12 protein-coding genes and 1 riboswitch are annotated in these 13,698 nt (G+C 28.4%); of the genes, 3 read left to right on the forward strand and 9 right to left on the reverse strand.

The window, feature by feature from the left end; genetic code table 11:
• Window positions 1-111 precede the first annotated feature (111 nt).
• Entirely contained in the window at window positions 112-642 is a 531-nt protein-coding gene (locus FGL08_RS08345) for a tryptophan transporter (RefSeq protein ID WP_138210353.1), read from the forward strand.
• Between the two features lie 87 nt (window positions 643-729).
• On the opposite strand, the gene FGL08_RS08350 is transcribed toward FGL08_RS08345, so the two are convergent.
• Both FGL08_RS08350 and FGL08_RS08355 read right to left on the reverse strand, forming a co-directional pair.
• A complete protein-coding gene (locus FGL08_RS08350) occupies window positions 730-1,104 on the reverse strand; it encodes a PH domain-containing protein (protein WP_138210354.1) in 375 nt (124 codons plus the stop codon).
• Window positions 1,105-1,149: 45 nt separating this feature from the next.
• Window positions 1,150-2,511: an MATE family efflux transporter gene (locus FGL08_RS08355; protein ID WP_138210355.1), complete on the reverse strand. Its 1,362-nt coding sequence runs from the start codon at window positions 2,509-2,511 to the stop codon at window positions 1,150-1,152.
• 190 nt (window positions 2,512-2,701) lie between these two features.
• Here FGL08_RS08355 and FGL08_RS08360 point away from each other — a divergent pair, with 190 nt between their 5' ends.
• Complete coding sequence (locus FGL08_RS08360) at window positions 2,702-3,949, forward strand: putative manganese transporter (protein WP_138210356.1); 1,248 nt, start codon at window positions 2,702-2,704, stop codon at window positions 3,947-3,949.
• Window positions 3,950-4,132: 183 nt separating this feature from the next.
• On the opposite strand, the gene FGL08_RS08365 is transcribed toward FGL08_RS08360, so the two are convergent.
• The 3 genes from FGL08_RS08365 to FGL08_RS08375 form a co-directional block, all read right to left on the reverse strand.
• Window positions 4,133-5,146 (reverse strand): TroA family protein, encoded by a 1,014-nt coding sequence (locus FGL08_RS08365; protein ID WP_138210357.1) that lies wholly within the window; start codon window positions 5,144-5,146, stop codon window positions 4,133-4,135.
• 248 nt (window positions 5,147-5,394) lie between these two features.
• Window positions 5,395-5,574: riboswitch (cobalamin riboswitch) on the reverse strand.
• A 69-nt stretch (window positions 5,575-5,643) separates the two neighbouring features.
• Complete coding sequence (locus FGL08_RS08370; protein ID WP_138210358.1) at window positions 5,644-7,344, reverse strand: methyl-accepting chemotaxis protein; 1,701 nt, start codon at window positions 7,342-7,344, stop codon at window positions 5,644-5,646.
• A 170-nt stretch (window positions 7,345-7,514) separates the two neighbouring features.
• Window positions 7,515-8,474 (reverse strand): alpha/beta hydrolase, encoded by a 960-nt coding sequence (locus FGL08_RS08375; protein WP_243117963.1) that lies wholly within the window; start codon window positions 8,472-8,474, stop codon window positions 7,515-7,517.
• A 285-nt stretch (window positions 8,475-8,759) separates the two neighbouring features.
• Between FGL08_RS08375 and rluF the strand changes: the two genes are divergently transcribed.
• Entirely contained in the window at window positions 8,760-9,482 is a 723-nt protein-coding gene (rluF, locus tag FGL08_RS08380; protein ID WP_138210359.1) for a 23S rRNA pseudouridine(2604) synthase RluF, read from the forward strand.
• A gap of 71 nt (window positions 9,483-9,553) precedes the next feature.
• Here rluF and FGL08_RS08385 read toward each other — a convergent pair whose 3' ends face one another.
• The 4 genes from FGL08_RS08385 to FGL08_RS08400 are packed head-to-tail and all read right to left on the reverse strand — an operon-like array spanning window position 9,554 to window position 13,638.
• Window positions 9,554-10,654, reverse strand: coding sequence for a GerAB/ArcD/ProY family transporter (locus FGL08_RS08385; protein ID WP_138210360.1), 1,101 nt, complete (start codon window positions 10,652-10,654; stop codon window positions 9,554-9,556).
• An 8-nt stretch (window positions 10,655-10,662) separates the two neighbouring features.
• Window positions 10,663-10,872 (reverse strand): hypothetical protein, encoded by a 210-nt coding sequence (locus FGL08_RS08390; RefSeq protein ID WP_138210361.1) that lies wholly within the window; start codon window positions 10,870-10,872, stop codon window positions 10,663-10,665.
• A gap of 1 nt (window position 10,873) precedes the next feature.
• Window positions 10,874-12,025 (reverse strand): Ger(x)C family spore germination protein, encoded by a 1,152-nt coding sequence (locus FGL08_RS08395; RefSeq protein WP_138210362.1) that lies wholly within the window; start codon window positions 12,023-12,025, stop codon window positions 10,874-10,876.
• Window positions 12,025-13,638, reverse strand: a complete 1,614-nt coding sequence (locus tag FGL08_RS08400; RefSeq protein WP_243117964.1) for a spore germination protein — start codon at window positions 13,636-13,638, stop codon at window positions 12,025-12,027. Before FGL08_RS08400 ends, FGL08_RS08395 begins: the two co-directional genes overlap by 1 nt.
• Window positions 13,639-13,698 lie beyond the last annotated feature (60 nt).

Genomic DNA, 13,698 nt, shown 5'->3' on the forward strand with positions numbered 1-13,698 from the left:
TATAAAATTATTTAGACTAACCTATGAAAGGAGGAATTAAAATGTGGTGAAAGTATTATTTTCTTAAAAAATCTATTATAAAGAATTTAATTTTAAAGGAGAGATATTATTATGAAACCATCATTAAATGTAAAAAAATTAACCTCAATTTCTATACTTCTGGCATTAGGAGTTGTATTTCACTTTATAGTTCCTCCTGTATTTATGGGAGTTAAACCGGACTTTTTATTAGTTACAATGTTCATATCCTTGATGCTTACTGATAGCTACAAAGAAGCTATTGCTACTTGTATAGCTTACGGTATTTTATCTTCTTTAACCACAGGTTTTCCTGGTGGTCAGCTTCCAAACTTTATAGATAAATTAGTAACTGGCAACGTGATTTATTTAATTCATAGGTATATGAACTGTGGAAATATTATAAAGCCTTCTCTTATATTTATTTTAGGCACCATAATAAGTGGAAGCACATTTCTTTTCATAGCTTCAATCCTAGTAGGCATTCCTGTATCATTTATATCTTTATTCTTAGCTGTAGTTGTACCAACATCCTTTGCAAATTTTGCCTTAGGCCTTATCTTATATAAGATAATAATTAAAAACACCTCTTTATTTAAGGATGTTAAACACCTTTATAACTAAGTAAAAACAAATAGATTTTATACAAAAACCACTATGAAATTTATTAAAATAAGTTTCATAGTGGTTTTATATTAGTTTTTATGCATATTACCTACATATATGTTCACTTAAAATTCTAACAAGCGGTTTTATATCTGTATTTCTTAAAAATTCAAATTCTATAGATCCTAGTCCTGAACACCATATTTTAAGCTCAGCATCAATATCAAAAGTTCCAGCAGTTTCTCCTGAAAAACTTGATATCTTAGAATAAGGTATAACCATATACTCTTTCTTTTTGCCAATAAGTCCTTGTATATTAATAATTATCAACCTTTTATTCGTAACAATAAGTCTATCTCTAACAGACTTATAAGAAAGCTCTATAATTTCTCCTTGTATAAGCATAAACTCATAGGACTCTATACCGGAACTAGGGTCACATTCCATTAGAGCAGCTATTTTAGGTTTAATATCTGCCATATCTTATACCTCCAAACCAATATAATATATAATTATATCATATTATTATGCTTTTATAATTTTATTTTCCCAATGCCCCTTTTTATACACCACAAATCCATAAATACATACTATAAGATTACTAAAACACATAGAAAACCATATTCCTGTAGCCCCTATACTAGTAAAGTGTTTAAATACTAATATCATTGGAAGTCTTACAAACCATAACCTACCTATTTCCATAGCCATAGAATATTTAGTATGGCCAGAACCTTGGAATACACCTTGTAGAACACTAAAAACCCCCATCAATGGTAGTGAAATAGAAGTAAATCTAAGATATGTTATACCCTGGTTTATAACCTCCATATCATCTTTGGATTGAATAAAGAAATTTATAACAGCATTATCTTTCCATATTAATACCATAGCCCCAATTATCGAAAATACAACAGTAAGTTTAAAAGACTTTATAAATCCCTCTTTTACCCTATCCATTTTATTTGATCCCAAATTTTGACCTATAATAGAAGTTAATGCAGCTCCAACCCCCATGGCAGGTTGCATTATAAGAGAACTTATCCTATTTACCATACCAAATGCCGCAATGGTAGCAGTTCCATAAGATGCTATAAAACTATTTAAAATTATAAAACCTAAAGCGGAACCTGATTGACCTACCGAAGAAGGCAAAGCAACATTTATAATTCTTTTAATGATAAATGAATTGAATTTAAAATTCTTAAAACCAGGTCTTATATTACTTTTAGGATGCATAACCATAAATAATGCTATGAAAGCTAAAATTGCCTTGGAAATTAAAGTAGCTATAGCTGCCCCTGCTATCCCCATATTAAAAGTAAATATAAATATAGGATCTAAAACTACATTTAAGATAGCACTTATACCACTAAGTATAGTAGGAGTGATTGTATTTCCTTGTGCAGTTAATATAGAGTTAAAATTAAAAATGAAAAACATAAAAGGTGTGTCTAAAAAAGTTATTCTAAGATATATAATACTGTACTTTTGAAGATCTCCTGTTGCCCCCATTAGCTTTACTACCATAGGTGTTATTAAGTATCCTATAACGGCAAAAACTATGGAACATATAAAAGAGATTACAATAAGTTGACTTGCATATTCCCCTGCTTCTTTATCCTTTTCAGCACCTATTAACTGAGACAAGAAAGAGGTCCCTGCAATAGACAATCCAATACCTATAGATATAAATAAAAAGTTTACAGGCCATACAAAAGAAGTTGCTGCAAATTGAACAGAACCAAGCTTACTTACCCAGACTCCATCAGCTAGATTATAGAAAGTTTGAATCAAATTATTAATCATAATAGGTATGGATAATGTAACTATAACCTTATACATATCCCCATTTAATATAAGATTTCTTCTCTCTTTTAAATTCATATGATCCCCCCTAATATATTTCGATACTCTAATTAATATGATTATATCATTAAGTATTTATAATTAAAATAGCATAACCTACTTAAATTTCGAATAAAATGTATTGATTTATCCCTATGGATAGTTTATAATTTAATTGATATTGATTATCAATAATAACTGATAATACTTTATCGAAAGGAGAAAAACTATGTTTAATGATATTATTGGAATTATATTAAAATCTGCAGAAGATGCATTTCTTCAAGTAGGAGTATTTGTAGGTGCTGTATTAATTATTTTTGGATACCTAGACTATAAAAAAGGCGGGAAACTAGTAAGAGGTATAGAAAATAGTAAAAGGCTTCAACCAGCTATAGGCGCCTTCTTAGGACTTACTCCTGGTTGTGGTGGTGCAATTTTAGTAATGCCGCTATTTATAAAAGGAAGTGTAAGTTTTGGAACTGTAATTGCAACCTTGATTGCTACTATGGGCGATTCTGCTTTTGTACTAATTACAGTTTCCATGAAACACTATATTTTAGTTAGTATTCTTTCTTTTATAATAGCTATACTAGTTGGATATTTAGTGGATTATCTAAATTTAGAAGAAAAATTAAGCTTAAGAAAAAATATTGAGAAGTCAAAAAAGGTAGCTTCTCATAAGGGATTAGAAAATGTACAAACTGAGTTTGAAAAAGGGAAGTGTAAAAATTGTACTAGCCATAATAACAATGCCCTTCACATAGGTCATAATGAGGGGGATTATATAGATATAGCATTACACCATAGTAAAAAAGAAACTTCTTTAAGTATTTGGAGTCATAAATTCACTCATGGTATAGGTTATAAAATATTTTGGCTTCTAATAACAATTGGTTTAGTACTTGGTATAGCATTACTTGCTCAAATTGATGTTAATACTTCAATGATTATACCTCATCTAGGTTCTATTATAGGTATAAGTGGAACTATATTTTCTATAGTTTATATGATTATTAATAATAAATTTCTCGGAGACGACACCCATGAAGAAACTGAAAGTAAGATGTTTTCTCTCAAAGAAACTTTTATTCACAATGCTGGCGAAACTGCATTTGTTAACACTTGGGTTTTTGTAGCCTATATTATTTATGAAATTTCAATATATTTTATGGGTGGAGAATCAGTAGTTCAAGGCTGGCTAACAGCTACTGGATTTATATCAGTTATAGTAGGTGCTTCAATAGGGCTAATTCCTGGATGTGGACCTCAAATAATATTTGTAACCCTATTTACCAAAGGATTTGTTCCATTTGCAGCATTACTATCTAATGCTATATCTCAAGATGGCGATGCACTCTTCCCTCTTATAGCCATGGATAAAAAATCATCCTTTTGGGCTACTGTAGTCACCACTATACCCGCTTTACTATTTGGTGCGATATTCTACTTTATAGAAATTAAATTTTTAAAATAATAATTTGAATTTCTATATTCATGATCATGATAATGATTATAAAAATAGCTATATTCTTATGGAAATTAACTTCAATAGGAATATAGCTATTTTATATATGGGGTTATTAACTGTTTAAACTAAAATCTCACATTTATCTAGATGTATTTTCATGCTATAGCTTTTTTTAAAAAGTTTCTATATTTATCTATTTGAAACGGCATCATTAAATACCTTTTCCGCTACTTCTTCCTTATCATAGAAGGCAGCTATAAACTTTATCCATTCCATTCTTCCTAAAGGATCTTTTTCAATATATGCATTATCCACAGCATAAGGTATTTTAATATCATCTAACCTTTTCATTAAATCTGCTTGCGCTTGTTCTCCATTATAAGTAAATGCTATTTCTGGATTTAGAACTCTAATTTTGTTATAATCATAATCCCCTCCTTGGCATACATTACTTATCCTCTTCTCTTCTATCCCCTTTTTTATATCATCTATATTCCATCTATTTGAATCTAAAATAACAGCAGTTAAAGAAGGTATCTCCTCTAAAGATTTTAAGAAAGAAGCGTGATTTGAAGATGATACAAGTACATCTTTTACTGGTATCTTAACAACATTTTCGTTTTTATAAGCCTGGGATACTTCTTTTTCTCTTGGAATTAAAATTAATATTCTATTATTTCCATCAGTAATTTTCTTCACTCCACCTTTTAAATATTTAACTGAAAATCCTTTGGAATATTCTAATTTCATTTCTGGTTTAATAGTCACTTTTTTAGTATCTTTACTATAGCATACTCTCCCATCTATAATTTCTTTTAAAGACCCTAAACTTGCATAAAGTTCTCCATTTACATTTATAATTTCATCTGGAATAATTATTTTAGAAAATGTAGTTCCTATTTCTTTACTTCTTTCTGTAACTTTTAAAGTTTCCATACCACTTTTTATTTCAGCTTTTGAATCCTTAGTAATGTATTCATTGCCTACAGAATTAAAAGCATCTTTTAAACATACATAAACCTTATTTCCATCTTCTTTTAATCTTATATCTTTAACATTAACTTGCTCCTCAACTTTTTTTGATGAATTATTAATATTTTCTTTTCTTTCTCCATACCCACATGCAGACAATACAACACTTAAAATTACAAAACATACTACTAATGTAAAAAATCTACTCATAAATTTAAAACTTTTGTTCATATCTGTCTCCCCTTTTATCCTCTAAATAAAAAGCTATACCAAGTAATTTAAAAAATTATCTTGATATAGCTCTCAGTGATACTAAAAATTTGGAAATTTTTATTTTAATAAATCTATGTTAATAGATATATTAAACTAGTTTAATATATAAAATAAAAAAACTCCTCTCGGAGTTTTATATGCGCAGATAAGAAAAGTAACACTAAAGTTTACTTTTTATATGAGAGCAAGTTATTTTCCCACCGAAAACTATGCTTAAATATTAGGCAGGTCTCCTGACTTGCACTTCATTCTTATCCATCCTTCCCAAAGTAGAACTTCAGTGGATTTTAGGACTCGTCTGTGCTTACAGTAGCGGGGGCTGTAACGGATTTACACCGTTTTCCCTATTAATTCTTATAAAAGAAACCTAAAACTATAAATATTATATTTTACATAAGTAACATATTACAGTATTAAAAATTTAATGTCAAGAAGAAAATATAAAAAATTTATAATTATCTGATTTTAAATCTATTTATTCCTTCCTGTAACTCCATGGTTAAACTTGCAAATCCATTAGCTGTTTTTGCAACCTCTTGGGAAGATGAGTTCATTTCTTGTGATGATGCAGCTATTTCTTCTGATGATGCTGATATTTCTTCTGCAATAGATGATGCTCCCTCTACCCTTTCAAAAATATTATTTTTTTCTTTTTCTATGTCCTCTGCAGTTTTATTTAAAGCATTTATTTTAGGAACTACATCCTCAATTGATGTAATAATTTCTTTAAACGAAACAAGAGAATCGCTTATAACATCTGATGAATTTTTTAACCTGCCATCTATATCCCCTGTATGTTGTACAATATTTTTAGTTTCTTTTGATATTTCATTTATAAGCACACTTATATTATTTGAAGATTCCTTACTTTGCTCTGCTAATTTTCTTATTTCATCAGCCACTACAGCAAAACCTCTACCAGACTCACCAGCTCGTGCTGCCTCAATTGCAGCATTTAATGCTAATAGATTAGTTTGTTCAGCTATATTATTTATTAAAATAGTTATTTCATCGATTTTATTGATACTGTTACCCAAAACTTCTATTTTTTCTGCAAAATTTTTAAAAGTACTGCCAACAAATTTAAAGGAACTATCTAGTTCCACCATCTTTTCGCTACTAATATTAGCTGTTTTAGATACATCTTTGGCGCTAATATTAAGTTCACTTAAACTACTTACAATTTCATTTACAGAAACACTAAATTCATTTAGTATATTAGTAATATCAACTAAACTCTCTGCTTGATCACCTGTACCTTTGGCTACATCATTTATTGCATTGGATACATTGTCAGATGAAGATGCCATCTCCTCAGAAATTGCACTTAGATTCTCTGAAGAAACATTTATTAATTCTGTTTTTTCCTTTAAAGTCTTGATAATTTGAGAAAAACTTTTTACAGTATTTCCGATATTCATCTTCATATGTTCGAATTCATTTCTGCCCTCATCTTTAATATCTAAATCCAGGTTTCCTGAAGCTAGTTCCTTTAGCATATTATCCACATTATTTAAATAGGTCTTTATGATTCTTATAGTAAGTATAGCTATAAAAGAAAATATTAATGTGCAAGTAATTAAAATTCCTATAAGAAGATTTCTATTTATTTTAAATATTTTGTCACTTTCGAATTTATCACTTTCTGCATATTTAATATCATATTTATTAAGATCATCTAAGCACTTTTCAATCTTATCTCCAATATTGCTTATTTTTTCTGCCTCTTCCTTAGATAACTTTTTTCCACCTTCCATATCCGCAATAGATTTCTTAACCAGCTCTAAATAGATTTTATAATTATCACTAAAACTCTGTAAATACTTTTGTTCTGTTTCATCTGATGGAGTAGACGTATATTTTTTATAACTATCAAGTATCGCCTTTTCATTTTCCTCTATATCAGTCATATACTTTGGATTGAAACCTATCTTAGTATTAGCATGATTTAACCTTATAGACATAAAATTTTCCTTAATCGTCGATATATATGTAATTGGCATTAGTTGGTCATCATACATATTTGCTACATTTGAATTTATTTTAGAAGTAGCTATGAAACCAAAACTTCCAATAATAATACTGACTAATGTTCCAGTACAAGCCAAAAATAATATAATATGAGTTATCCTTATATTTCTGATTACCTTTTTCAATCTTATAACCTCCGTATAATTTTAAATTTTATTGATTTTAACTATAAGTACATGAATTTTATACATTTAAATTACGTAATACTAAATATATCGATTTAAAATAATCTTTCTTTAATAAAAATAATCTCCAAATACTACAAAATTTAAATGTAGTATTTGGAGATTTAAAATTAATTTTTATTTAAAAAATCCACAATATTATCTTCATACTCATCTTTATACACTAAATAAGATCGTATATGCTCCGCTTTTTCTGTAATCCATAATTTACTGCTTTCCTTATTATCTAGCACTTCAAATATCCTTATACTCTCTTCATACGGAATTGCACTATCATCCTTACTATGGATTAAAAATAGAGGTTTACCTTTAAATTTCTCTGCTGCTTTCACTGTATCTACATCTTTTATGTCTATTCCTAAAGTTTTTGGTAATACGCCTAATATTATAGATCTAAAAGGTATATTAGGTAACCCTGACCAATAGGAAAGATTTTTATTAAGGTATTCTTTTAAATTTCCAAATGGACTATCTGCAATTACACACTTTACATACTTAGATTCTGCTCCTGCTAATATAGATGTTGCAGCTCCCATGGACCAACCTATCAGATGTATGTTTATTGACTTCCTTTGATCTACCACAAAATCAATGGCACTTAAAAGATCATATTTCTCAAACTTACCAATAGTAACATATTTCCCTTCTGACTCTCCTGAAGCTCTAAAATCAAAAACTAAAACATTATATCCTTCCATACATAATCGTTTAGCAAGTTTTATTACAGATATGCTATATACCCCCCTATTATTTCCGTACCCATGAGCAAAAATAACAGTCTTATTATCTGAATTAAAATCTCCATTAAATTTAGCAGGAATCCACCACCCCTTTAATAGTGTATTATCATGCTTACTCTTAAATGTTATTTCTTCAAACTCCAGACCATGTTCATTTGGCAATTCTTTTATAACGACTCTTTTGGGTTTTACTAATCTTAAACCAGTATAAATAGATACAGCCCCTACTCCTATAAGACTAAGTAAGCTTCCAAGTCCTCCAGCTATACCTGCTATTTTAAGTTTATTAGATAATTCCTCTTTATCTTTTTTTATATTTAATAATCTCACTCTAATCCTCCTTTAATAGCTTTTAAAATTCTGAAAGATTCATTATATTAATAAAAAAATTTATACACTAACAGTTTAATATGTTTATAATCCTATGTAATAATATCTAATACTTACATAATACTATTTTATCATATGTAATAACCATTAAGTAGCAATATACTACTTTGGTTGTAATTTTTAAAAATTACCTATATAATTTACATTGACTATAAGTTTTAATATTTATGCAATTTAGGTACATACTTTTACTTATGATTTAACTTATAAGAAAGGAAATATTTTATGAGACTAAATAAATTTATTAGTGAAAAAGGAATCTGTTCAAGAAGAGAAGCAGATAGATTAATAAAAGCAGGAGAGGTAAAAGTAAATGGGAAAGTAGCAGAAATAGGAATAGAAGTTACAGATGAAGATAAAGTCTTGGTTAATAATAAACCTTTAAAAAGCCGTGATGAATTTGTATATATCGCCTTTAATAAGCCTACAGGGATTACCTGTACTACAGACAGAAGTATTAAGGGAAATATTATTGATTATATAAATTATCCCAAAAGAATATTTCATATTGGAAGGTTAGATAAGCCCTCTCAAGGACTGATATTTCTAACTAATGATGGGGATATTGTAAATAAAATTTTAAGAGCTGGAAATAACCATGAAAAAGAATACATAGTTACTGTAGACAAACCTATAACTAAAGATTTTATAAAAAAAATGGGGAATGGCATACCTATATTAGGTACTGTAACAAAAAAGTGTTTTTTAAAAAAAGAAAGTAACTATGTTTTTAGAATAATATTAACTCAAGGTCTTAATAGACAGATTAGAAGAATGTGTGAGTATCTTGGATATAATGTAAAAAAACTTCAGCGTGTTAGAATTATGAATGTAACCTTGAAAAATATTCCAGAAGGTAACTGGAGATACCTAACACCAAAAGAACTAACTGAAATAAATAGAATGGTGAAAAGTTCAACTAAAACAGAAGAAGCATCTAAGATATAAATATTAATAAATACTTGTGTGTAATTTACTAAAAACTATGCACAGGTATTTATCTAGAATGTATATATTATTTATTTAACCTTTCTAAATTTGGGCACAATTATTTTTTTTACCAAAACACCTATAAAAACTAACCCTGGGAGAATTATTTGCAATATTATACCATATATAGGCCATAGTGTTTTAATAAAATTCATAGATTCTTCAATGCTGCCAAATATTAGATAAGCAAAGTTTGACAGCAACAACACAACTGGTATTAAAATATCTCTATAATTGTTTAAGCTAAAAACTTTTTCTAACCCCTTGGATGCCCCTAATATACAAACATTAATCTCAAGAAATTGTATTATAGCAAAAGCTATAGAAACTATTATTTCTACCCTCTGAAATTCACCTTCAAATTTTAATCTTCTTATTCCTTCATATCCCGGATAATAGTATGAAAAGTGTCCTTCACCACCAATAAGCATTATATCTATTAACGTAGCCAAAGTTACTAATGCTCCTCCTATTAGTAGGGGCTTAATAAATATATTTTTTACTTTTTCATCCTTATTAATATAATCAAAAAAACTAAGAAATATAACTACTTCACTAAAAGGTATGGTTACTATACTCAATCCTGATTTTAATATACTTTTGATATCTATATAAAATATAGGATATATATTGGTAAGTTTCATCTGTGGAATTAACAATATCCATATTAGAACAATAAATATAAGTATTATTCTAATAAGAAAATGTGACCAAGCAGCTAAAACCTCAATACCTTCTTTTAATATCCATATACTTAAAAGAGCTATAAATAACATGGGTATAAACTTAGGTGTATTAAATAAAGCTGTCAATTTAATAAAATCAGTAAAATCATTTAATATATAAGCCCCAAGAAAAATAAGATGAAAAATAAATATCATATTTAAAATACTGCCAAAACACTTTCCAAAAATTATATCTATAATTTCAAATAAGTTTTTTCCTGGATATGACTCCATGGTTTTTGCATACATAATTACTACTGGAATAGTAAAAATAACGCCTAGAATAGTAGCCATCCAAGCATGTTCCTTTACTTCTCCGCCAATGCTAAATAATAAATATGCTCCTATACAATATATAAAGATAAGGAGTTGCATTTGTTTATTGGAAACTATTTCTCTCCTCATAATTCCTCCTAAAATATATTAAACATTCTTAAAAATTTGCTGAAAGGTATCATAGGATCAGGTACCTCTATATTTAATGCCTCTAAAGAACTAATTATAACACTTATGGACATTATGAAAATATATAAAGGAATTTCCCTTTTTAAATCATTATTATATAAATGCTTTACTTCATAAATAGATATACTAAAGTAAAATAAAAGTACTAAATATATCATATCAATCTCCTATTTCTATATTTTTATTAGTAAGCCCACTATATTTTATATTAAGATTAACAAAAACATTTATATCTATATTTTGAAAAGTTTCACTCCAATTACCTGAAGCCTTTTCCCATTCTTTAGGTGCCTTTTTCTTAAAAATCGATCCAAAACCTATTATGTCGCTTTTATATTCATTTTGAAGCTTTTTTATTAGAGCATTGGATTGAGCTTCTATAACTTTTTCTGCACCCACCTTTAACTTTTCTCTATCTTCTTTTGCTATATAATTTATACCTGTTTCTGCAAGTTCTGATAAAGCTACATCCATATCTATGTACATATCTAAAGAAGGTATATTTTTTTCTTTACTTATATTATACTTCTTACTTACTTTCATTATTTCTAAACTTACGGCTTGATTTTCACCTAAAACAATAGGATATACGAATTTTACATTATCTTCTTTTAAGATTTGGAAAATTAAATTTTCTCCTTTGTCTAGTTCTCCAATCATTTTATCACCTTTAAATACAGCTGTTCCAAAAATTTCAACTGTAGGCTTTCCTCCATCTTTAACAGTACTAATCATAGGTACTGCTGCCGAAATACCCTTAGTAGATATGTAATCAATGAGCCTAAAAACCTCTATTGACTTATACTCTCCTATTTCGTTACTACTCTTAGCTGCAGATGCTAGGTCATAGGATAATATTTTATTCTCATTCTTATCCTGAGTAAGTATTTCCCCTGCAGTTTTATCTTTAGAGATTAAAACCCACATATCATTTCTAACCTCAACATCTCTATTTATTAAATCAAGTACAGGAATTATGCCTTCTTCTGCTATATCTTTACTTACAATAAAGAGCTTAGCATGAGATAACTGCATCATATTGCCTGTATTTTTAATAGCTTCTCTTAAAGCTGAATGTATAGTCTTTCCTCTACTTTGAACCATACTTGAAGTTATACTCTTTCCATCAGGTGAAGCATCTAAAACTTCCATGGTCAATATATACTCCTCAGTCTTTTTATCTCTATCTACAGCCATACCAGCTACATATTTAAAATCTGTAATTTCTGAATAATCCCAACAACCAGTAAATACTGTAGAAATACAGATTAATATAAATAAAGTTATTATTTTATTTATATATTTTTTCATTACATATTCCTTCTCTTAATGTATTTTTTACTTCTCTCAATATCCTCAGAAATAAATTTTGTTCTATAGCGTAAAGCCCACCACGGGAATCTTATAGCTGTATCTCTTATATTATATTTATCTAAGTCAATAAGTTTTAACATATAAGGTATTCCAAAACTTTTCATAGACATAAGATGTATAGTTAATCCCATGCCAACAAAAATAACTCCATATATACCAAGAAAAGAAGCTAAAATCAGAAATATAAATCGAGATACAATAACGCCTGCTCTCATTTCATAAACTATAAGTTCTGATATACCCGCAATTGCAGTTACAATTACAATAGGAGCACTTACAAATTTGGCGTTAACTGCGGCATCACCTAAAACCAAAGCCCCCACTATACTTATAGCAGCACCTATATGTTTAGGTAATCTTATACCAGCTTCCCTAATAATTTCAAAAGTTATCAACATTATAATAGCTTCTAATGATGCTGGAAGTGGTACACCTTCTTTAGCCATATATATACTTAGTGCTAACTTTGTAGGTATCATTTCCTTATGAAAGGTTGTAAATGCAATATAAATAGCCGGGGTACCTATAGTTAATATAAAAGCTAATACCCTTAAAAGTCTATTTATAGATGCATAAATAAAATTATCATAATAATCTTCATTTACCTGAAAATATTCTAAAAATAAAAAGGGTAAAGTAAGCACAACAGGGGAACCATCACAAAGTATAGCTATTCTTCCTTGGAGCAATTTTGATGCAACTACATCTGGTCTCTCTGTCTTTCCTATAGTTGCGAAAGGCGATAATGGATTATCATTTATATATTCTCTTATGGTTTCGCTAGAAAAAATACCTTCTATATCAATCTTGTTTAATCTCTTTTTTAGTTCTTTTAATATTTTAGGGTTTACTATGCCATCTACATAAGCAACAGAAATTTTAGTTTTAGTTCTGGAGCCTATTTCTCTAGACTCAAATTTCAAATGTGGAGAAGTAACTTTTCTTCTTATTAAACTCTTATTTGTATTTATAGACTCATTAAATCCTTCCCTTGGACCATTTACTACAGTTTCTGATTGAGGTTCAGATATAGACCTAGTTTCCCATCCTTTTGTATTAAGAATTAATGCACTATTTGAGCCATCTACGAGTAATAAAGAATCACCATATAATAGGGCTGTTAATAGCTTATCCAAATCGATTTCTTCTTTAACATCGTCAACTATTACAACTTCTTCTTCTATATACTTTATGACATCCTTATCTTCATCCTTAAGCCTATCATTTATTAAAGGATATAAAATATTTTCATTTATAACTTCTCTATTAACCATTCCATCTAAGAAAATCAAACAAAACTTCTGTGATGATTTCTTATTTCTAAACTCCCTATAAATCACAGTATCATTATTTTTCAGAATAACATTTTTAAATAAATCTATATTTTCTTGAAGTGAACTATGTAAATTATATTGATCTATATTATTATTTGAAATTTTTCCATCTTCATTACCTTTATTATTTTTAGATGACGCTTTCATAAAATCACTTCCTATCCATGCAGTTTTCCACTTAATTATATGGTTTCCATAATATTTTTCCTTATTCATAAAAAATACCTTGACTACTTCTAGCCAAGGTAACTTATTTTTCTTATTAAAGATTAAACT

Origin of the sequence: Hathewaya histolytica, assembly GCF_901482605.1 — a bacterium.
In the GTDB taxonomy this organism is placed as follows: Bacteria; Bacillota; Clostridia; order Clostridiales; family Clostridiaceae; genus Hathewaya; species Hathewaya histolytica.

What these genes read in the sequence shown, in the direction of transcription:
- FGL08_RS08345 (WP_138210353.1), top strand. Translation starts at nt 112, where the DNA reads ATGAAACCATCATTAAATGTAAAAAAATTAACCTCAATTTCTATACTT.
- FGL08_RS08350 (WP_138210354.1), bottom strand. Translation starts at nt 1,104, where the DNA reads ATGGCAGATATTAAACCTAAAATAGCTGCTCTAATGGAATGTGACCCT.
- FGL08_RS08355 (WP_138210355.1), bottom strand. Translation starts at nt 2,511, where the DNA reads ATGAATTTAAAAGAGAGAAGAAATCTTATATTAAATGGGGATATGTAT.
- FGL08_RS08360 (WP_138210356.1), top strand. Translation starts at nt 2,702, where the DNA reads ATGTTTAATGATATTATTGGAATTATATTAAAATCTGCAGAAGATGCA.
- FGL08_RS08365 (WP_138210357.1), bottom strand. Translation starts at nt 5,146, where the DNA reads ATGAACAAAAGTTTTAAATTTATGAGTAGATTTTTTACATTAGTAGTA.
- rluF (WP_138210359.1), top strand. Translation starts at nt 8,760, where the DNA reads ATGAGACTAAATAAATTTATTAGTGAAAAAGGAATCTGTTCAAGAAGA.
- FGL08_RS08385 (WP_138210360.1), bottom strand. Translation starts at nt 10,654, where the DNA reads ATGAGGAGAGAAATAGTTTCCAATAAACAAATGCAACTCCTTATCTTT.
- FGL08_RS08390 (WP_138210361.1), bottom strand. Translation starts at nt 10,872, where the DNA reads ATGATATATTTAGTACTTTTATTTTACTTTAGTATATCTATTTATGAA.
- FGL08_RS08395 (WP_138210362.1), bottom strand. Translation starts at nt 12,025, where the DNA reads ATGAAAAAATATATAAATAAAATAATAACTTTATTTATATTAATCTGT.
- FGL08_RS08400 (WP_243117964.1), bottom strand. Translation starts at nt 13,638, where the DNA reads ATGAATAAGGAAAAATATTATGGAAACCATATAATTAAGTGGAAAACT.